The organism is Winogradskyella sp. 4-2091 (assembly GCF_045765065.1).
Taxonomy (GTDB): Bacteria; Bacteroidota; Bacteroidia; order Flavobacteriales; family Flavobacteriaceae; genus Winogradskyella.
This window is the reverse complement of record NZ_JBJKOD010000012.1, coordinates 86974-109876: the sequence shown is the minus strand read 5'-3', so window position 1 is coordinate 109876 and position 22903 is coordinate 86974. Positions and strand designations below refer to the sequence as shown.

The following is a 22903-nucleotide window of genomic DNA, read 5'->3' as shown; positions in this document are numbered from 1 at the left end:
TTATGTCAAACCTTTTCTTAATAAAATCTTAAAGTATGATGTCAGATTTTATTACATATTACTTCTTATTTTTTGTTTATAAGTGTTAAAAATTCATGCGTAAAATACGTTTTTTAAATACGTTTTTTCTGCTTTAATGTCCGTTTTTGGGATGTAATTTAGCTTCTTTTCATCTATCTTTTTTGAAAATTTATTCGTGTTATAGGAATTTCAAAGAAGTTCATCGGATTTTTATCTCCAGTATTACTTAACATGAAAACTCTTGTTAATTTTATGCCAATATTGGTTCTTGCATAACTCCTAACTGTGCGAGATTTTGTGTTGCGTTGTAGTGTAAAACACTTCAACTAACTATTTAATTAAATTACCTTAACTATCTACAAATTAATCTTATTAACTAACACCTATTTAGTATGAAACAAAAGTACCTAAGGCAATCTAATATTAGATTTGCACTTTTATTATTGTTGACTTCTGTGATGTCCGTTTGGGCTAGTAATGCAGGCGTCGATAGTAAAATTAATGAGCTAATATCGACAGATGTTTCCTCGAAAAACGCATTAAATATAAATGACACTTCATGTGGTTACATCACAGGAATTTACATTTACGATCAAGCAACTGATGCATCAGTTTATGGACCTATCCAAGACAATGCTCAGATTAACATTAATTCATTGCCTAATAACTACTATTTAGTAACACAAACTTCGGGTAACGTAGAAAGTATTACTTACTTAGTTGGTAATAGTTATATTGTTGAAAACGTTAGTCTCTACACGTATCCAGCAGGAGGTTCAAACTGGAATGCTGGTGTAGGATCTTATAATGTTAGTGTAAAAGCTTATAAGTACGATAATGCAAACGGACAAAAATGTGATTATCACAATGTTTCATTTGATATTGTTAATGGTTCTTCTAATATTACACCTCCAAGTAGCCCAACGTGTTCGTCGGGTTCTTTTTTATGGGAAAATAATATTAATGTCAATAATCTGACAGGTAATTCTGGAGTACCAGAAGCCGATGTTAGATTAAAAGATGGAGGAGATACTCAATTTACTATTCCTGGACCTTATCCAACAGAATTTAATTCTGCAGTGACAGTGTCACTTGACGAGGTTGTTTCTTGGGATGGTTACACGAATAGAGTAAATATTAATCAAGGCAATGAAAAATGGAAAGTTGTATTTAAAAAAGATGGTAACATTGTTTTTGAATCTTCATATACTCAAGATGTTGACGATAACGTGACATCTGCAGAATGGGTTGGTCCATTAGAATCGAATATATTTTTACCAAATGGTACTGATGCAATTATCATTGTACACTATGAGGATTCACAATTAGGTGAAGGTTCAGTAGATGGTGTTTCAAATTCTGTAGCACCTTCTTCAATTTGTGTTTCTTATGAAACTCCAGAAATTGTTGCACCAAGCGATCCAACTTGTGATAATGGTTCTTTTCTATGGGAAAATAATATAGACGTAACGACTTTAGAAGGTTCAAATTTAATTCCAGTCGCAGATTTAAGATTTAAAGATGGAGGAGATACGCAGTTTACTATTCCTGGTCCATATCCAATAGAGTTTAGTGGTGCTGTAACGGTGTCATTAGACGAGGTGATTTCATGGGATGGATACGGAACTAGAGCAAATACGGTAGCTCAAAACAATGAAAAATGGAAAGTTGTTTTTAAGAAGAATGGTAATATAGTATTCGAATCTTCTTATACACAAGATATAGCTGATAATGTGGTTTCTGCAGAATGGATTGGGTCTTTAGAGTCTAATATTTATTTGGCAAATGGTACAGATGAAATTATTCTTGTACATAGCGAAGATCCGACTTTAGGAGAAGGGTCAATTTATAGCTCATCAAATTCAGTAGTGCCTTCTTCAATCTGTATTTCATATGTGGCGTCAACGGCATCATTAGGAGATACGGTATTCTTAGATGAAGACCAAGACGGTATTCAAGATGCAGGCGAAGAAGGAGTTGCAGGAGTAACAGTTAACTTGTTAGATTGTAACAACAACGAATTAGCAACAACTACTACAGATGCTAACGGTAACTATGTCTTTGCAGATTTAGATCCAAATGAAGATTATAAAGTTGAATTTGAAGTACCAACAGGATACGAATTATCACCTTCTAATCAAGGAAGTAATGATAGTAATGATTCAGATGCTAATGCTAACGGCAGAACGTCTTGTATTGATTTAGCACCAGGCGAAGATAATCCAACTATTGATGCAGGTATCTATTTGCCAAGTGCGTCATTAGGAGATACCGTATTCTTAGATGAAGACCAAGACGGTATTCAAGATGCAGACGAAGAAGGAGTTGCAGGAGTAACAGTTAACTTGTTAGATTGTAACAACAACCAATTAGCAACAACAACTACAGATGCTAACGGTAACTATTTCTTTGCAGATTTAGATCCAAATGAAGATTACAAAGTAGAATTTGAAGTACCAACAGGATACGAATTATCACCTTCTAATCAAGGAAATAATGATAGTAGTGATTCAGATGCTAATCCAAACGGCAGAACATCATGTATTGATTTAGCGCCAGGCGAAAATAATCCAACAATAGATGCAGGTATTTATTTACCAAGTGCATCATTAGGAGATACCGTATTCTTAGATGAAGACCAAGACGGTATTCAAGATGCAGGCGAAGAAGGAGTTGCAGGAGTAACAGTTAACTTGTTAGATTGTAACAACAACGAATTAGCAACAACTACTACAGATGCTAACGGTAACTATGTCTTTGCAGATTTAGATCCAAATGAAGATTATAAAGTTGAATTTGAAGTATCAACAGGATACGAATTATCACCTTCTAATCAAGGAAGTAATGATAGTAATGATTCAGATGCTAATGCTAACGGCAGAACGTCTTGTATTGATTTAGCACCAGGCGAAGATAATCCAACTATTGATGCAGGTATCTATTTGCCAAGTGCGTCATTAGGAGATACCGTATTCTTAGATGAAGACCAAGACGGTATTCAAGATGCAGACGAAGAAGGAGTTGCAGGAGTAACAGTTAACTTGTTAGATTGTAACAACAACCAATTAGCAACAACAACTACGGATGCTAACGGTAACTATGTCTTTGCAGATTTAGATCCAAATGAAGATTATAAAGTAGAATTTGAAGTACCAACAGGATACGAATTATCGCCTTCTAATCAAGGAAATAATGATAGTAATGATTCAGATGCCAATGCTAATGGCAGAACATCTTGTATTGATTTAGCGCCAGGCGAAAATAATCCAACAATAGATGCAGGTATTTATTTGCCATGTTCAATCGACCCTAGTATCACTGTTTCAACTGAAGGTAATAATGATAATACTATTTGTTATGGCGATGATGCTGTTTTAACCGCAGCAGGTGGAGATCAGTTTGTTTGGAAAGCAAATGATGTAGTTATTCCAAATGAGTCATCAAATACTTTAACGGTAAGTCCAACTGAAACAACTGTCTATACTGTAGTGGTTACGGATAGTTCTCAGTTTGATTGTTCAGCTGAAGCTATAACAACTATAGCTGTTAATCCTCCTACTGAAAATACAGTGGAAGAAGTATCAGTATGTGCAGGTTCAGACTATACATGGTCACAGAATGGAATGACGTATACAGCAGCAGATAGTCCGGTAATGTTGACTATTAATGATAATAATGGTTGTTCGTACACAGCAACGTTAGTAATTAACGAATACGAAGAAACAGAAGATATTGTAAATGCGTTTACGGTATGTGCAGGAGAATCTAGAATATGGTCATTTAATAATGTTTCTTATACTGCGGCAGACAGTCCAGTGGTATTAGAGTTAACAGATGATAACGGTTGTCCTTATACTGCGACATTAAATATCTACGAATATGAAGCACCAGAAAATACTGTAACAGAAGTTACGGTATGTGAAGGTTCAGATTACACATGGTCAGAGAATGGTGTGGCTTACACAGCATCAGACAGTCCAGTAGTATTAGATTTATCAGATGATAATGGATGTGCTTACACAGCGACATTAGTAATCAATGAAAGCAATGCGACTTCAGATATTTACGAAGAAGTTTCAGTATGTGCAGGTTCAGATTATACATGGTCACAGAATGGAATGACATATACAGCAGTAAATAGTCCAGTAGTATTAACTATTGATGATAATAATGGTTGTTCGTACACAGCAACATTAACGATCACTGAATATGAAGCACCAGAAAATACAGTAACAGAAGTTACGGTATGTGAAGGTTCGGATTACACATGGTCAGAGAATGGTGTGACTTACACAGCATCAGACAGTCCAGTAGTATTAGATTTATCAGATGATAATGGATGTGCTTACACAGCGACATTAGTAATCAATGAAAGCAATGCGACTTCAGACATTTATGAAGAAGTATCAGTATGTGCAGGTTCAGACTATACATGGTCACACAATGGAATGACATATACAGCAGCAGATAGTCCAGTAGTATTAACTATTGATGATAATAATGGTTGTTCGTACACAGCAACGTTAGTAATTAACGAATACGAAGAAACAGAAGATATTGTAAATGCGTTTACGGTATGTACAGGAGAATCTAGAATATGGTCATTTAATAATGTTTCTTATACTGCGGCAGATAGTCCAGTGGTATTAGAGTTAACAGATGATAACGGTTGTCCTTATACTGCGACATTAAATATCTACGAATATGAAGCGCCAGAAAATACAGTAACAGAAGTTACGGTATGTGAAGGTTCAGATTACACATGGTCAGAGAATGGTGTGACTTACACAGCATCAGACAGTCCAGTAGTATTAGATTTATCGGATGATAATGGATGTGCTTACGCAGCGACATTAGTAATCAATGAAAGCAATGCGACTTCAGATATTTACGAAGAAGTATCAGTATGTGCAGGTTCAGATTATACGTGGTCACAGAATGGAATGACATATACAGCAACAGATAGTCCAGTAGTATTAACTATTGATGATAATAATGGTTGTTCGTACACAGCAACATTAACGATCACTGAATATGAAGCACCAGAAAATACAGTAACAGAAGTTACGGTATGTGAAGGTTCGGATTACACATGGTCAGAGAATGGTGTGACTTACACAGCATCAGACAGTCCAGTAGTATTAGATTTATCAGATGATAATGGATGTGCTTACACGGCGACATTAGTAATCAATGAAAGCAATGCGACTTCAGATATTTATGAAGAAGTATCAGTATGTGCAGGTTCGGATTATACATGGTCACAAAATGGCGAAACGTATACAGCAGCAGATAGTCCAGTAATGTTGACTATTGATGATAATAATGGTTGTTCGTACACGGCAACGTTAGTAATTAACGAATACGAAGAAACAGAAGATATTGTAAATGCGTTTACAGTATGTGAAGGAGAATCTAGAGTATGGTCATTTAATAATGTTTCTTATACTGCGGCAGATAGTCCTGTGGTATTAGAGTTAACAGATGATAACGGTTGTCCTTATACTGCGACATTAAATATCTACGAATATGAAGCACCAGAAAATACAGTAACAGAAGTTACGGTATGTGAAGGTTCGGATTACACATGGTCTGAGAATGGTGTGACTTACGCAGCATCAGATAGTCCAATAGTATTAGATTTATCTAATGATAATGGATGTGCTTACACGTCAACATTAATTATAAATGAAGGTGGTAATACAGCTTCAGATGTTTACGAACAGGTTACTGTTTGTTATGGTGGTGATTATACTTGGGCTTTAAGTGGAGCTACGTACACAGCAGCTGATAGTCCAGTAGTATTAGAATTAACAACTGATAGCGGATGTCCTTATACTGCAACTTTAACAATTATTGAAAATGAGCCTGTGTGTGATAGTGTAACTGAAGTTTCAATTTGTGATGGAGCTACATATACTTGGGATCAAGATGGTGAATCTTATACAGTAGCCGATAGTCCTGTAGTGTTACATTTAACAGATCTAAATGGTTACGATTATACTGCGGTACTAATAATTTACAGTAATGGTGTTGCAGAAGATGTAGTTGATGAAGTTATGGTTTGTGCAGGCGGAGAATATACTTGGGATCAAAATGGAGAAACATATACAGCGGCAGATAGTCCTGTAGTGTTGACCATCGATGATAACGGTGGATGTTCATACACGGCAACATTAATGGTTACAGAATATGAAGCGCAAGAAAATGCTGTAACAGAAGTTACTATATGTGCTGGTGCGGATTATACTTGGTCAGAGAATGGTCTTACTTACACAGCAGTAGATAGTCCTGTGGTTTTAGATTTAGCTGATGCAAATGGATGTGCATTTACTTCAACATTGATTATAAATGAAAGTAATGCAACTTCAGATGTTTATCAAGAAGTATCAGTATGTGCAGGTTCAGATTATACTTGGGATCAAAATGGAGAAACATATACAGTGGCAGATAGTCCTGTAGTGTTAACTATTGATGATAATAGTGGGTGTTCTTATACTTCAACTCTAGTAATTACTGAGTATAACACAACTGACGATGTGGTAACTGAAGTTATAGTTTGTGAAGGAACTGATTACTTATGGTCTGAAAATGACGAATCGTATTCAGCAGCAGACAGTCCTGTAGTGTTAGAATTGACAGATGTTAATGGTTGTTCTTATACATCAACTTTAATTATTACCGAGCATGTGCCTGTAAACACTATAGTAACTGAGGTTACTGTTTGTAGTGGAGAAGAGTATGTTTGGTCGCAAGACAATGTTGCATATACTGCAGCAGATAGTCCAGTGGTTTTAAATTTAACAAATGTGAATGGGTGTGCATATACGGCAACATTGACAATTACTGAATTTGTGCCAACGGAAGATATAGTTACTGAGGTTACTATTTGTGAAGATGAAACATATATATGGTCATATAATGATGAGGCATATACAACAGCAGATAGTCCTGTAGTTATAGAATTAATGGATAATAATGGTTGTACTTATACGACATCATTAATTATCAATGAGGAAAGTAATGTTGTTATTGGTGATTATGTTTGGTTAGATGAAAACGAAAATGGTATTCAAGATGAAGGAGTTGATTCTGGAATCAATGGTGTTACTGCGACATTATTTAGCTGTAATGAAAATACGGAAGTTGATTCTGTGTTAACAGCTTACAATCAAGCAGATGGCCAACCAGGTTATTATATGTTTGAAGTTTGTGCTAATAGTGGTGATTACTATGTTGTATTTAGTGAAATACCAGAAGGTTATGAATTTAGTATGAGTAACAGTGGAAGTGAATCTTCAGATTCTAATGCAAATTCAGATGGAGTTACAGCATGTTTTAATGTAGTAAACACAGATGTAACAGGGATTGATGCAGGTTTATTTAATTCATGCCATTTAGAAGTAGATGCAGGAGCAGACGCAGAAGTATGTGCAAATGAAACTGTGACGCTTTCAGCAAGTTTTAGTGATGTAGATAGTCTTTGTCATGGAGGATGTGATTATCCTATTCTTAATCAAGATAGATGTGATGGTCCTTCTGGTGATTTTGAAGTTTGGGTGGTGTCTTCACCTGTAACGGGATCATTTCAGTTTAACGCGTCACAACAATCTTTTGAAACTTTTGATAATGGAACTGCTAAATACACAGCAACTGTATCAAATGGTGTAGATGTATTATTAATAGATTTTACATATAGTGGTTATACAACTGCAACACCTCAGGGAAGTCCAAAATTAAACGACTGTCAAACGTATGATACGTCAGGATATGAGTATTATACACAGTTGACAGGTTTTATTAAATCTCAAAACCATGGTGTTTTTACTGTAACTCCAATGGGTGAAGCATTCCAAATCGGAATGGGAGCAGATGTTAAGAGACTTGGTTTTGGAGCTTCAGGATGGTATACATTATCAGGAGGTGATGGCACATATACTAATGGAGATCTTAATTTAGCGCTTGGTGCATGTCAGCCTAAAGCAGTAGATTACCAATGGACTACACAAGATGGTAGTATTGTAGGAAGCTCTACTCTAGAAACGATTACTGTAGATCAAGCAGGTACTTATACTGTTCAAGCTGTAAACTGTGTAGGTTGTGTAGCAATAGATTCAGTTGTAGTAACGGAATCTAGTGTTTGTAATGGTTCTGATAGTTCTGATCATTCATTAAGAGTTTATCCAGTGCCAGCATCTAGTAATACTAGTGTTACTATTGATGTTGATATAGATGGTTTAGATGGTGATTCAAATTTATCTAATATCGAGGTTAGTGTTTATGATGCAAGAGGAAGACTTGTGCATCAGCCAAAAACATACCAAGTTATAGCTGGTAGAAATTTAATTGAATACGAACTTGGAAATATTGATCTAGGTACTTATTTGATGAAAGTTACTGGTGAAGGATGGTTAGATACAAGCAGACTCATTATTAAGTAAGCTTTTAATAAATTGAAAAGAAAAAGGAATCGTAATTAATTTTACGGTTCTTTTTTTTTTTTTGCTTTAATATTTCCGGCTTGTCATAGGTTATAATCGTCATTCTGTAATTAGGATTGATTATCAGAAGACTAATAAATAATTAAATTCGATATAAAATGTAGCTAATTTGAAATTTGAATTTTTTTATAAATGATTTATCTCTATTTTTAAGCAAACAACAATTCATGCTTAGAAAAGTTTTTGCCAGTGCCGTTTTTGGTGTTGAAGCCTCAACTATTACTGTAGAAGTTAATGTAGATAAAGGTGTAGGGTATCATTTAGTGGGACTACCAGATAATGCTATTAAGGAAAGCAACTATAGAATAGCGGCTGCATTACAAAATAATGGCTACCGAATTCCAGGAAAAAAGATTACAATTAACATGGCTCCTGCTGATTTAAGAAAAGAAGGCTCGGCATACGATTTAACTTTGGCTATTGGGATTTTGGCAGCATCAGACCAAATAAAAGCAGAAAATTTAGATGAATATCTCATAATGGGTGAGTTATCTTTAGATGGAAGTTTGCAACCTTTTAAAGGGGCTTTGCCAATTGCTGTTAAGGCGCGAGAAGAAGGTTTTAAAAAAATTATTTTGCCTATTCAGAATGCAAAAGAAGCGGCTATTGTTGATGACTTAAAGGTCTTTGGTGTTGACAATATTATGCAGGTGATTAATCATTTTGATAATGACGAGCCTTTAGAGCAAACGATTATAAATACGAGAGAAGAGTTTTATAAAAATTTAGATTTTCCTGAATTTGATTTTGCAGATGTAAAAGGGCAAGAGTCTATAAAGCGTTGTATGGAAATTGCGGCCGCAGGAGGGCATAATATTATACTTATTGGACCTCCAGGTTCTGGTAAAACGATGTTAGCAAAACGTTTACCAAGTATATTGCCGCCAATGACTTTACATGAAGCTTTAGAAACTACAAAAATACATTCTGTTGTAGGTCGTGTTAAGGCTCATACAGGTCTAATGGCGCAACGACCATTTAGAAGTCCACATCATACAATATCAAATGTCGCACTAGTTGGTGGTGGAAGTTATCCGCAACCAGGAGAAATATCACTATCTCACAATGGTGTTTTGTTTTTAGATGAATTACCTGAGTTTAAGCGCGAAGTTCTAGAAGTTATGCGTCAGCCATTAGAAGATAGAGAAGTTACTATTTCTAGAGCAAAATTTACGGTTACTTATCCATCATCATTTATGTTAGTGGCAAGTATGAACCCGAGTCCAAGTGGTTATTTTAATGATCCAGATGCGCCAATAACATCGTCTCCAGCAGAAATGCAAAGGTATATGGGGAAAATTTCAGGACCTTTATTAGATCGAATAGATATTCACATTGAAGTCACTCCTGTGCCATTTGAAAAATTAGCAGATGAAAGAAGTGGCGAGTCTTCAGTAGACATAAGGAAACGCGTTACCAAAGCTAGAGAAAAGCAAACCATACGATTTAATGAGCTAGAAAACATTCATTATAATGCTCAAATGAATACCAAACAGATTAGAGAATACTGCAAGCTTGAAGACGCATCAATGCAATTACTGAAATCGGCTATGGAGCGTTTAAACTTGTCTGCTAGAGCTTACGACAGAATTCTGAAAGTTTCAAGAACTATTGCGGATTTAGAAGGTTCACAAGACGTTTTGGGAGCTCATATAAGTGAAGCTATACAGTATCGTAGTTTAGATCGTGATGGTTGGCTCGGTTGATTGTCACTTATGAAAAATCAATAATTATATAGACTAACACCTTAAAGTTAAGTTGTAAAAACAATAATTTAGAAACTTAAAAATTCCATTTATAAAGATGAAAAAATTTTACATATTATCATTAATCTTATTAGTGTTTGGTTGTGGCAATAATGAAAATAAGCAACCAGCAAAACAAGATGTGATTGTTGATGTTGAGGTTGTGGAGATTCCTGCTTTAGACTTAGCTCAAGCTAATAATTTAGCGCAATTACCTTTAAATTGTATTAATACCGAATATCCAAACAAATTGAATCAAGTTATAGGTAGTGCTGACGATTTAAAATCTCCTAGCGAATTGCATCCTGCATTTTATGGCTGTTTCGATTGGCATTCAGCTGTTCATGGACATTGGAGTTTGGTAAGTTTATTAAAGCAATTTCCCGATTTAGAAAACAGAAAGGAAATAGAGCAAAAATTACTTCATAATATTTCAAAAGAAAAGATAGAGAATGAGATATTGTATTTTGAAGGTAAACATTCTAAATCTTTTGAACGAACTTATGGTTGGGCTTGGTTGTTAAAGTTGGCTGAAGAACTACATACTTGGGATGCTGAAGTCGCAAGAGAATTAGAGTCAAACCTTCAGCCGTTAACGGATTTAATTGTTGATAAGTACGTTGAATTTCTGCCAAAATTAAATTATGCTATTCGTGTAGGTGAACATACAAATACGGCTTTTGGGATGAGTTTTGCATACGATTATGCATCAACACTAGATAATGAGGAATTAGCAGAGATTATTGAGAATCGCGCAAAACATTTTTATTATGACGATCAAGATTGTCCATTAGAATGGGAGCCAAGTGGTTTCGATTTTTTATCACCTTGTTTAGAAGAAGCGGCATTAATGAAACGTGTTTTAGAGATAGAAGAATTTAAAGTATGGGTAAATGATTTTTTGCCAGAGCTTAGTGATGCTAATTTTGATTGGTCTGTTGGAGAAGTGTCAGATAGAACAGATGGAAAGTTGGTGCATTTAGATGGTGTTAATTTTTCAAGAGCTTGGAGTCTAAATTATGTTGCGAAGGATTTACCAGAATTTAATCATTTACAAAACATAGCTAATAAGCATATCAATCAGTCATTGCCTAGTATTGTTGGTGATAGTTATGAAGGTGGTCATTGGTTAGGTAGTTTCGCGATTTACGCACTCAATTCTGTTGAGAAATGATAAAAAGCTTTTTTAGAAATATTGGTCCAGGCCCTTTGGTTGCCGCTGCTTTTATTGGCCCAGGAACTGTGACAGTTTGCACTTTAGCTGGTGTAAATTTTGGTTTCGCTTTATTATGGGCTATGGTTTTATCCATTTTTGCTACTATAATTTTGCAAGAAATGGCTGCTAGATTAGGTATTGTATCGCAAAAGGGATTATCTGAAATTATTAGAGAAGAAATAAAGCATCCTGTGGTTAAGGTTTTGGCAATTGTGTTAATTTTAAGTGCGATTGTAGTGGGTAATGCAGCTTACGAAGCAGGTAATATTAGTGGTGGCGCTTTAGGTATGGAGACCATAGTTGGTCATATAGTTTGGGAGCTAGGAAACATAAAGCTCAATGTATTAAGTTTAGTTATTGGTGCAATAGCTTTTGTGTTACTTTATATCGGGAATTATAAATTGTTAGAAAAGGTGTTTGTGATTTTAGTAATCCTAATGAGTTTTGCTTTTATAACAACAGCGATAATTACAAAACCTAATGTTATTGAAATCCTTAGAAGTATAGTCATCTTTGAGTCTCCAGAAGGAAGTGTTTTAACGATAATTTCATTAATAGGTACAACAGTGGTGCCTTATAATCTCTTTTTACATGCTTCGTTGGCTAAAACTAAATGGACGGATAAAAGCGATATTAAAATAGCAAAAAAAGATACGCTTGTAGCTGTTGTTTTGGGTGGTTTGGTTTCAATGTGTATTATCATTGCAGCTTCTACTATACAGAAAACTTCGATTACTAATGCTGCAGATTTGGCTTTGGGCTTAGAACCTTTGTTTGGTAATTTTGCAAAATATTTCTTAGCCATTGGTTTATTTGCTGCAGGTATTACAAGTGCAATTACAGCGCCTTTAGCTGCGTCTTACGTAGCAAGTGGTTGTTTGGGTTGGGATGTAGATTTAAAGTCTAAAAAATTTAAAGCAGTTTGGATGTTTATAGTATTCTTAGGTGTTGCTTTTTCCTCTAGTGGATTTAAATCTATTGAGATTATACAATTCGCTCAAATTGCAAACGGTATACTTCTTCCTGTTATCGCTGGCTTTTTACTATGGATAATGAATAAATCTTCTGTTTTAGGAGCTTATAAAAATTCTAATCTTCAGAATTTCTTTGGCTTAGTTATTTTAGTAATAACCATATTATTGGGTTTAAAAGGGATTTTAAGCGTATTCGAAATGATTTAATATGAAGCAATTTAGCATAGATATAAATGCAGATGTAGGTGAAGGTGTTGGTAATGAAGCCTTATTAATGCCTCTTGTTTCTTCTTGTAATATAGCTTGTGGTGGACATACTGGTGACTTGGAGTCTATGGCTGAGGTTGTGAAATTGGCTAAGGTTAATGGTGTAAAAATAGGAGCGCATCCCTCATTTCCTGATAAAATGAATTTTGGAAGAACAGTTATGAAGCTTTCAAAAGATGAATTATTTAAAAGTTTAAAATCTCAAATAAGCAGTTTGCTTTCTATTGTTAATTCTAATGGTGTAAAACTACATCATATTAAACCTCATGGTGCCTTGTATAATTTGGCAGCGAAAGATGAGGATGTGTCAAATGTTATTATCAAAGTAATTAAGAGCCTAGATTGTTCAGTTCAATTATACGCGCCTTATAATTCTGTATTGGCCATTTTGGCAAAACAAGAAAATATTAATGTTGTGTTTGAAGCTTTTGCAGATAGAAATTATAATGATGATTTGTCATTGGTTTCTCGTTTGAAATCAGGAGCTATTTTACATGATAAAAAGGCTGTTTTAAACCATGTTTTGAATATAATAACAGAACAAAAAATAAGATCAATTAGCGGTGTAGACGTTGCAATAATTGCAGACACCATATGTGTGCATGGAGACACACAAAATGCACTTGAAATTTTAAGTTATTTAAATTTAAATTTGGGTAAAAATAAGATTCAAATTTTATAAATAAAAATGAGATATCAGTTACGATTTTCGCAATATAATGAACGTTCTATTTTGGTGGAATGGCCATCTGAAATTAGTAATGATATACTGCAAGACGTCTTGGTTTTTAAGAAAATTATTGAAAACAATTATAATAAACAAATTATTGAAGTAATATCTGCATATAATTCAATATTAATTGTTTATGTGTTAACTATAGATAATGTCAATAGCACTTTTGTTGAATTAAAAGCGTTAAGTGAAGTAGAACATAACTCAAAATTAGAAACTTCAAAAACATTTAAAATTCCAGTTTGTTATGATGCCGAATTTGCTGTTGATTTGCAATCTTTTTCAAACGCAAAAGGACTATCAAAACACGAAATTATTAAGCGACATACTCAAGAGTTTTATTCGGTGTTTTTCGTCGGATTTTTACCTGGATTTTTATACTTAGGAGGACTAGATTCTAGCTTGCATTTAGATCGAAAAAATACACCAAATCTAAACATCAAAAAAGGGTCAGTTGCAATAGGTGGAAAACAGACTGGGATTTACCCTCAAGACAGTCCTGGTGGATGGCATATTATTGGAAATTCTCCCGTAGAATTATTCAGCCCAAAACGTAATCCTCCTTGTTTTATAAAAGCAGGAGATCGTGTTAAGTTTTATTCAGTTTCAGTAACTGAGTATTATAGAATTAAATCTGATATGATGAGTTCTTCTTTCAATGTTGAAACCTTTTTAAATCATGGTTAAGATACTAAAGGCAGGTTTTTATTCTACTATACAAGACAATGGACGTTTTGGGTATAGTAGTTTTGGGGTGCCAGTTTCAGGAGCTATGGATCAAAAAGCTTATAATTTTGCCAATACTATTTTAGGTAACGACAAAAACTCTGCCGTAATTGAAATGACGATGGTTGGAGCTGAAATACAGTTTATGGTCCCGACCTTAGTTGCCATTACAGGTGCAAACATGACTCCAAAACTTAATGGCATTCCTATAGATATGAATACTTCGATTGTTGTAAGAGTAAACGATGTTTTATCATGTGGCATTGCTAAAAATGGTTTTAGAACTTATATTGCGGTAAAAGGTGGATTTCTTACAGATTTAGTATTGGGCAGTAGAAGTATGCTTAAAGTTATCACAGAGCCTTTTAAACTTAATAATGGAGACAGTATAGCAATTACAGAATTATCTAAATTACAAAATATTAAAAACGCTAAGATTAGATTTAACGATGGATATCTTAAAACAAATTGTATAGGAGTAACGAAAGGACCGGAGTTTAATAAATTAACTCATCAGCAGCAAGAATCGCTTTTAAGTCAAAGTTTTGAGGTTTCAAAATATAATAACCGAATGGCTTATCAACTTTTGCCTTTATTTAATAATAATTTGGAATCAATATTAACAGCACCAGTGTTACCAGGAACGGTTCAGTTAACTCCATCTGGACAACTTATTGTATTAATGAGAGATTGCCAAACTACAGGTGGTTATCCAAGAGTTTTGCAGTTAACTGATCACGCTGTAAATATTTTAAGTCAGAAAATGTCTGGAACTCAAATTTCAATACATTTAAAAATCTAATGCATTTTTAAAATAAATAAATTTCTTTAGCATTTTAATTAAAATGTTTAATTTAACAGATATAACCTTAACAGATTAAATAATATATTATGAACAACATCAACGGCTTAATCACTCCAACAGAGGCTAAAGAATTAAATGACGCGTATACTTCTCGTCATACTTTAATCACAAATCAAATCACTAAAGTAGGAGATAATAGATCATCCTGGTATTCTTTAGAAAAAATTAAAGCATATTTAGAATATGCGGAAAAACAAGCTAAAGATTTAGGCTTTGAAATGAATGGCATCCGCATTTATTGTGGCGCACATGAACCAGAAGAAGGAAGCGACATCGATGCAGAGGGTTTAACTACTTTATTTTTAATACCTACAACTGCCGCAGACGAAGGTAAAGGAGGAGGCGATTCTAATCCTGATATTCCTGGTGCACATGGATTGAACAATGGTAGCCATGGCCAGCCGCCAACTGCTAATTATCCACAATAACGATATATGGACGAATTCATCAATGAATACTATAACCTGATAACACGAGGAGTAGAATTCTTAGCTGCATTTACAGGTATATTAGTTTTTAAAAAATATAAACACACACCGACAAAAACAATAATTTACTTTTTAATTTATGCATTTTGGGTTGATTTTATTGGGTCTTATCCGTCCTTTTTATATAAGAATGATCTTTTTTATTTGATTGAAGGGACGTTAATTCAGAGAAATTATTGGTGGTTTACAATTTTTTGGTGGATTGGTCTATCAGTTTTTGTTTCTTATATAAATTATCAGATAATTGAAAATAATCGGCTAAAAAAAATTATTAAATATAGCTTTTACCTTTATATAGTACAGATATTATTATCTATAGCTTTTAGATTTGAATACTTATTTACACCAAATGAGCAATTTATAAAAATAGCTAGTTTTTGGATGGTTAGCCTGTCTATAATTGTCTATTATTTTGAGTTGTTAGGTTCGGATAGAATAATTCAATTTTATAAATCAGTCTATTTTTATTTTAATTCGGCTTTGTTTTGTTGGATACTTATAATGATACCGATGGATTTTTTTGAGAAATATTTTGTTCCTGAAGATGTAGCCTATATTATGTTGAAATATAAAATATATTTATCATTGAATATTTTTCTTTACCTAACCTTTACAACAGCATTAATATTTTGCAAGCCACAGACCAGATAATAAGTACAGCCGCAGAACGCCAACTAATAATATATATGATTATAGTACTGATTATTATATCAGTACTTATCATATTATTTTTTATTGTCTATCAAAAAAGAAAAAATCAACTTCTTTTAAGTAATATAGAACAACAACAAAAATTTGATGAAGAACTCATTAAAACTCAACAAGAAATTCAAGAAGAAACATTGAAGCATGTTGGGCAGGAGTTACATGATAATATTGGGCAAATGCTTGTATTGGCTACAATGCATATTAATGCTGCTTCTAAAGTGGTAAAGGACGAAGTGAAACCAAAAATTAATAATGCTTCTGATGCATTAAAAAACACTTTAGAAGAAGTTAGAGCACTTTCTAAGTCTTTAAATAGTGATGTTATTAATAATCGTGGTTTCGAAGCAACGGTAAAGAATGAAGTAGAAAGGTTAGGTAAGTTTGGATTTATTGATTCTAAAATGTCAATAATAGGAGAGAAGGTAAACTTTGAAAACAATAAAGATGAAATCATCTTATTCCGAATCTTGCAAGAATTTTTCTCTAATACACTAAAATATGCTGAAGCAGAACATTTGAGTGTAAGCTTAAACTACCAAAAGGAATTTTTAATAATTTCTGCACAAGATGATGGATCTGGTTTTAACTTAGAAACAGCAGAAAAAAGTTCTGGATTAATTAATATGGAAAAACGTGCGGAGTTACTTAATGCAGATTTTCAATTAGAATCTAACATTGGTAAAGGAACAATTTTAAGAATAACGTATCCATATAAAACAGCTTAGTTATTACATGCGTTCCAGACTGCTTCATTTGGCAGAGGTGCTGTAAATTTTAAATCTTCTTTCTTTACAGGATGAACGAAACGCAATGTTCTTGCGTGCAAACTAATACTAGCATCTTTATTACTTCTATTAAAACCATATTTTAGATCGCCCTTTATTGGGCAACCAATAGAGGATAACTGAACTCTAATTTGATGATGTCTTCCCGTTTCTAAATCTATTTCTAGAAGGTAGAAATTATCTAATGTTTGTATTATTTTATAATGAAGAATAGCCTTTTTACTCCCTTCAACTTCTTTGATATAGGCTGTAGATTTATTGTTTTTAGGATTCTTTTTTAGCCAATGTATCAAAGTGCCACTTGTTTTTGGTGGTTCGTTTTTTACTAAAGCCCAATACGTTTTTTTTGCTGTTTTCTCTGCAAATAGTTTATTTAATCTAGGTAAAGCTTTACTTGTTTTAGAAAATAATACAATTCCAGTAGTTGGCCTGTCCAAACGATGAACCACACCCAAATATACATTTCCTTCTTTGTTGTATTTGTCTTTTAGATAAGACTTAACAACTTCACTTAATGGTTTGTCACCTGTTTTATCGCCTTGCACAATATCTCCAGCACGTTTATTCACAACGATGATATGGTTGTCTTCATGCAAAACTTGAAGATTATTTTTATTAGATAAAATTTTTTCTGAACGATGAGCCACTAATACACTACTAATTAATTTCGCTTACTGCTTACTGCTTACTGCTTACTGCTTACTAGTACTGCTCCTTCTCATTAGGAAAATCACTACTTTTTACATCAGTTGCATATTGAGAAATTGCTGTTGTCATTTCTTCATACAAATTCATGTATCGTCTTAAAAAGCGAGGATTAAATTCATGTGTCATACCCAACATATCATGTAAAACCAAAACTTGCCCATCAACACCATTACCAGCACCAATGCCTATTACAGGAATAGAAACACTCTCAGCAACTTCTTTAGCTAATTTTGCAGGAATCTTTTCTAATACAATCCCAAAACAGCCTGCTTTTTCTAACATTAAAGCATCTTCCTTTAATTGCTGTGCTTCTTGTTCTTCTTTAGCTCTTACAGTATAAGTTCCAAATTTATAAATGGATTGAGGTGTTAGTCCTAAATGTCCCATAACTGGAATTCCTGCATTTAAAATCCGTTTAATGGATTCTTTCACTTCTTTACCACCTTCCATTTTTACAGCATGTCCTCCTGATTCTTTCATTATTCTAATCGCAGAACGTAAAGCCTCTTTGGGATCACTTTGGTAGCTACCAAAAGGTAAATCAACAACTACTAAACTTCTATCAATTGCTCTTACAACAGAAGACGCATGGTAAATCATTTGATCTAACGTAATTGGCAAGGTTGTTTCATGGCCAGCCATGACATTACTTGCAGAATCACCAACCAAAATAACATCAATACCAGCACCATCAACGATTTTTGCCATGGTATAATCGTAAGCCGTAAGCATAGATATTTTTTCGCCTTTAGACTTCATATCTATCAAGGTTTTTACGGTAATTCTTTTATATTCTTTTTTTGCTGTAGACATTATTGTTTTTATTAGTTGAATGTAAAAATAAAGAGATTTTTATATTTAGCTTTAAACTTAAGAGGATTTATTGAGTTGCAGAATCAAAGATGAATTTACAAGACGTTGTAAAACTTAAAAGGTGTAAGTTAAATTAGCAGTCTGCCAAATGTACTCCAATAGCCAATCCACCTTCAGAAGTTTCCTTATACTTTGTATTCATGTCCTTTGCAGTTTCCCACATGGTATTAACCACTTTATCTAATGGTACTTTTACGTTTTTAGGATCTGTATCTAAGGCTAATTCTGCTGCATTTATGGCTTTTATAGCTCCCATAGAGTTTCGTTCTATACAAGGAATTTGTACTAAACCACCAATTGGGTCGCAAGTTAATCCTAAATGATGTTCCATAGCAATTTCTGCAGCAACAAGGACTTGTTCTGGAGTTCCGCCTAATAATTCGGTTAATGCGCCTGCTGCCATCGCAGAAGATACACCAATTTCTGCTTGACAGCCACCCATTGCAGCACTAATTGTTGCTCCTTTTTTAAAGATACTGCCAATTTCGCCAGCAACTAACAAGAATTTTTTAATGTGTTCAAAATCTGCGTCATGGTTTTCAATAACCATATAATACATTAATACAGCCGGAATTACACCAGCACTTCCATTTGTTGGTGCAGTAACAACTCTACCTAAAGATGCATTAACTTCATTTACGGCTAAAGCAAAACAACTTACCCATTTTAGGATTTGTCTAAACTTTACCTCAGTTGTCCTAATGGTTTTTAGCCATTCTTCGGGATTGTCATATTTATTTTCGCCAATGAGATTTTTGTGCATATCAAAAGCACGTCGTCTTACATTAAGTCCACCAGGTAAATTACCTTCGGTGTGGCAACCAGTATACATACATTCTAGCATCGTATTCCAAATACGTTTTAACTCAAAATCTATTGATGATTCTGCTCTAATAGACTTTTCATTTTCTAGTACAACACCAGAAATAGGTTGTTTTAACTGATCACAAAATTTTAATAGCTCTTCGCCATAAGAAATAGGATAAGGAAATGTGCAATAGAAAATTATTTTATTGGCTTTAGATATTTTTCGTTCCTCTTGAACTACAAAACCGCCACCAATAGAGTAGTAAGTAGATTTATAGTTTCTGCCATTGATTGTAGCTGTGAACACTAATCCGTTAGAATGAAATGGTAAAAATTTTCTATTAAAATTTATATGAGCTTTAAAATCAAAAGGAATATCTCTTTCGTTATTAAAATGTAGAATGTTTTTCGTCTTTACATTTTCAATAATAGTAGTGATGTTTTCAACAGGCATTCGTTCTGGGTCAGCACCAGTTAAACCTAAAATAACAGCAAAGTCTGTGGCATGTCCTTTTCCTGTTAAGGATAAAGAACCGTAAAGATCTACCTTAATGTTTTCAACTTTATCAAAACGTTTTTTATCTTTTAATTCTTTTATCCAACGTTCTGCAGCACGCCAAGGTCCTAAGGTATGTGAACTCGAAGGGCCAACGCCAATTTTTAGCATGTCAAAAACTGAAATACATTCCATCAAAAAGTAGCTTTAATTTATGTGGACAAATATACATTTTGTTGTTTTATACAAGGTTGAATTTAAAAAAATAAAGAGGCTAACTAAAAAGGTGTAAAATTTGTCATTCTGAATTTATTTCAGAATCTGAAATGAGTTCAAATAAACAAGAAAAACACTTTTTTAGGTAGCCTCTTATAAAATTAGTTTAAAATTTTAATAGCTATTCTACAAATTCCATAACAGCATCGTAGTCATTAATATCTAAATTACTGCTATTTACAAAATCCACAGGTAATACTACAATTCTAAAAGTTTGATTAATGCGTTCTTCATCTAGTAATAAATTAAAATCGAAAGTAGGATGTGACTCTATAAATATGGTAACAAAATCAAAATTGTGCTCAAAGTCGTATTGAAATTCTTCGGTAGAATTTACATAAACCGTCTCAGGTAATGCTTTCCAAACATCGTAACCGTCGACTTGACCTCTTAGGTGATACACTAAAACCATATCAGATTCGTATAAGTCTATATCTAATGGAATTTCAACAGTTTCTTGATAACTGTTATTAAATGTAAAGTCTATAGTTCTTTCAAAAGATTGTCCTGTAATGTTTACACCATCATAACCATCAAAGCCTGGAGGACCTTGCTCGCCTGTACAAGAAGTTAGTAATAATGCAAATACTGTAATAATAGATAATATATGTCTCATAATGTTTAGGTTTTTCAATTAGATATCAATATTAATACCAAAGTTGAGTTTAATTCAGAAAATTGATTTAATTCTTTTCTGACATCATGTCATATTTTTTGTCATGGCATAATCATTGACTAATACTAACCGAGTTTAAAATTAATAACACGATACTTTTCGCGAAAGCGGAAAATAAATAACAAATATAATTATGAGTAAGATTATTGGAATTGATTTAGGTACAACCAACTCTTGTGTTTCTGTAATGGAAGGTAATGAGCCAGTTGTAATCCCAAACGCTGAAGGTAAGAGAACAACACCTTCAGTTATCGCTTTCGTAGAAGGTGGTGAAATTAAAGTAGGAGATCCTGCAAAAAGACAAGCGGTTACTAACCCAACAAAAACAGTTTATTCTATTAAACGTTTTATGGGTAACAAGTATTCTGAGTCTAAGAAGGAAGCAGAACGTGTACCATATACAGTAGTAAAAGGTGACAACGATACACCAAGAGTAGATATCGATGGTCGTTTATATACACCTCAAGAATTATCAGCTATGATTCTTCAAAAAATGAAGAAAACTGCTGAAGATTATTTAGGACAAGATGTGTCTGAGGCTGTAATTACAGTACCAGCATATTTTAACGATGCACAAAGACAAGCAACAAAAGAAGCTGGTGAGATTGCAGGATTAAAAGTTCGAAGAATTATCAACGAACCAACAGCCGCAGCATTAGCTTACGGAATGGATAAAAAAGGTACTGACCAAAAAATCGTAGTATTTGATTTTGGTGGCGGAACGCATGATGTTTCTATCCTTGAGTTAGGTGACGGTGTTTTTGAAGTATTGTCTACAGATGGTGATACGCATTTAGGTGGTGATGATGTTGACCAACGTATTATCGATTGGTTAGCTGAAGAGTTTAAAGCGGATGAAAACATGGATTTACGCGAAGATCCAATGGCATTACAGCGTTTAAAAGAAGCTGCAGAAAAAGCTAAGATTGAATTATCGTCATCTGCACAAACAGAAATAAACTTACCATATGTAACAGCTACAGCTAGTGGACCAAAGCACTTGGTACGTACATTATCTCGTTCTAAGTTTGAGCAGTTAATTGATGATTTAATCAAACGTACTATTGAGCCTTGCCAAACAGCATTAAAAGCAGCAGGTTTATCAAAGTCAGATATTGATGAAGTAATTTTAGTTGGTGGTTCTACAAGAATACCAGCAGTACAAGAAGCAGTAGAGAAGTTCTTCGGTAAAGCACCAAGTAAAGGTGTAAATCCTGATGAGGTCGTTTCTTTAGGAGCAGGTATACAAGGTGGTGTATTAACAGGTGATGTTAAAGACGTTCTTTTATTAGACGTAACACCATTATCTCTTGGTATTGAAACTATGGGTAACGTTAAGACTAACTTAATTGAAGCCAATACAACGATTCCTACAAAGAAGTCGCAAGTATTCTCAACAGCAGCAGATAATCAGCCATCAGTAGAGATTCATGTCTTACAAGGTGAGCGTCCTATGGCAGCAGATAACAAAACAATTGGTCGTTTCCACTTAGATGGTATTCCACCAGCAAGACGAGGAACACCTCAGATTGAAGTAACGTTTGATATTGATGCTAATGGTATCATTAAAGTATCTGCAGAAGATAAAGCTACTGGTAAAAAACAAGATATTAGAATTGAAGCATCTTCAGGATTAACAGAAGATGAAATCCAGAAAATGAAGCAAGAAGCTGAAGCAAATGCAGAAGCAGATGCTAAAGCGGCTGAAAGTGCTAAAAAATTAAATGAAGCGGATTCTATGATTTTTCAAACAGAAAGTCAGTTGAAAGAATTTGGTGATAAATTATCTGATGATAAAAAAGCACCAATTGAATCAGCTCTTGAAGAATTGAAAAAAGCATACGAAACAAAAGATATCGCAGTTATTGAGCCAGCTTTAGAGAAAATCAATGAGGCATGGAAAGTAGCAAGTGAAGAAATGTATAAAGCACAAGCAGAAGCGCAAGGTGGAGCTGCAGGCCCTGAAGCAGGAGCAGAGCAACCAGTTGACGAGTCTAACGATGTGGAAGATGTAGATTTCGAAGAAGTGAAATAAGAC

The 22903-nt window shown here is 34.0% G+C and carries 15 protein-coding genes; 11 read left to right on the top strand and 4 right to left on the bottom strand.

Annotated elements, in window-relative coordinates:
- The first annotated feature begins 413 nt into the window (after positions 1-413).
- The 10 genes from ACJBCC_RS14415 to ACJBCC_RS14370 all read left to right on the top strand — a co-directional run bounded on the left by ACJBCC_RS14415 (position 414) and on the right by ACJBCC_RS14370 (position 16969).
- Positions 414-8462: an SdrD B-like domain-containing protein gene (locus ACJBCC_RS14415; protein ID WP_407557582.1), complete on the top strand. Its 8049-nt coding sequence runs from the start codon at positions 414-416 to the stop codon at positions 8460-8462.
- Between the two features lie 227 nt (positions 8463-8689).
- Entirely contained in the window at positions 8690-10228 is a 1539-nt protein-coding gene (locus ACJBCC_RS14410) for a YifB family Mg chelatase-like AAA ATPase (protein ID WP_299099694.1), read from the top strand.
- A 97-nt stretch (positions 10229-10325) separates the two neighbouring features.
- The gene (locus ACJBCC_RS14405; protein WP_299099696.1) at positions 10326-11441 is read left to right on the top strand and encodes a DUF2891 domain-containing protein; all 1116 of its coding nucleotides are present in this window, start codon (positions 10326-10328) and stop codon (positions 11439-11441) included.
- Positions 11438-12664 carry an Nramp family divalent metal transporter gene (locus tag ACJBCC_RS14400; RefSeq protein WP_299099698.1) on the top strand — a complete coding sequence of 409 codons (1227 nt, stop codon included), beginning with the start codon at positions 11438-11440 and terminating at the stop codon, positions 12662-12664. Before ACJBCC_RS14405 ends, ACJBCC_RS14400 begins: the two co-directional genes overlap by 4 nt.
- A 1-nt stretch (position 12665) precedes the next feature.
- Positions 12666-13406 (top strand): 5-oxoprolinase subunit PxpA, encoded by a 741-nt coding sequence (pxpA, locus tag ACJBCC_RS14395; RefSeq protein WP_299099700.1) that lies wholly within the window; start codon positions 12666-12668, stop codon positions 13404-13406.
- Between the two features lie 6 nt (positions 13407-13412).
- On the top strand, positions 13413-14144 hold the full coding sequence (gene pxpB / locus ACJBCC_RS14390; protein WP_299099702.1) for a 5-oxoprolinase subunit PxpB: 732 nt from the start codon (positions 13413-13415) through the stop codon (positions 14142-14144).
- Entirely contained in the window at positions 14137-14985 is an 849-nt protein-coding gene (locus tag ACJBCC_RS14385) for a biotin-dependent carboxyltransferase family protein (RefSeq protein ID WP_407557581.1), read from the top strand. The genes pxpB and ACJBCC_RS14385 overlap by 8 nt, the downstream gene beginning before the upstream one ends.
- Positions 14986-15074: 89 nt before the next feature.
- A complete protein-coding gene (locus tag ACJBCC_RS14380) occupies positions 15075-15476 on the top strand; it encodes a hypothetical protein (RefSeq protein WP_299099706.1) in 402 nt (133 codons plus the stop codon).
- A gap of 6 nt (positions 15477-15482) precedes the next feature.
- Positions 15483-16187: a hypothetical protein gene (locus ACJBCC_RS14375; RefSeq protein ID WP_299099708.1), complete on the top strand. Its 705-nt coding sequence runs from the start codon at positions 15483-15485 to the stop codon at positions 16185-16187.
- Positions 16188-16222: 35 nt separating this feature from the next.
- A complete protein-coding gene (locus tag ACJBCC_RS14370) occupies positions 16223-16969 on the top strand; it encodes a sensor histidine kinase (RefSeq protein WP_407557580.1) in 747 nt (248 codons plus the stop codon).
- Here the strand turns inward: ACJBCC_RS14370 and ACJBCC_RS14365 are convergent.
- From ACJBCC_RS14365 to ACJBCC_RS14350, 4 genes are all read right to left on the bottom strand, one after another.
- Positions 16966-17676, bottom strand: coding sequence for an RluA family pseudouridine synthase (locus ACJBCC_RS14365; RefSeq protein WP_407557579.1), 711 nt, complete (start codon positions 17674-17676; stop codon positions 16966-16968). The two genes, ACJBCC_RS14370 and ACJBCC_RS14365, sit on opposite strands and share 4 nt — an antisense overlap.
- Positions 17677-17731: 55 nt before the next feature.
- Positions 17732-18550: a 3-methyl-2-oxobutanoate hydroxymethyltransferase gene (gene panB / locus ACJBCC_RS14360; protein WP_299099714.1), complete on the bottom strand. Its 819-nt coding sequence runs from the start codon at positions 18548-18550 to the stop codon at positions 17732-17734.
- Positions 18551-18683: 133 nt separating this feature from the next.
- Complete coding sequence (locus ACJBCC_RS14355; RefSeq protein ID WP_299099716.1) at positions 18684-20108, bottom strand: L-serine ammonia-lyase; 1425 nt, start codon at positions 20106-20108, stop codon at positions 18684-18686.
- Between the two features lie 202 nt (positions 20109-20310).
- Positions 20311-20805, bottom strand: coding sequence for a dihydrolipoamide dehydrogenase (locus ACJBCC_RS14350; protein WP_407557578.1), 495 nt, complete (start codon positions 20803-20805; stop codon positions 20311-20313).
- Between the two features lie 193 nt (positions 20806-20998).
- Between ACJBCC_RS14350 and dnaK the strand changes: the two genes are divergently transcribed.
- Positions 20999-22900 carry a molecular chaperone DnaK gene (gene dnaK, locus ACJBCC_RS14345; RefSeq protein WP_407557577.1) on the top strand — a complete coding sequence of 634 codons (1902 nt, stop codon included), beginning with the start codon at positions 20999-21001 and terminating at the stop codon, positions 22898-22900.
- Positions 22901-22903 lie beyond the last annotated feature (3 nt).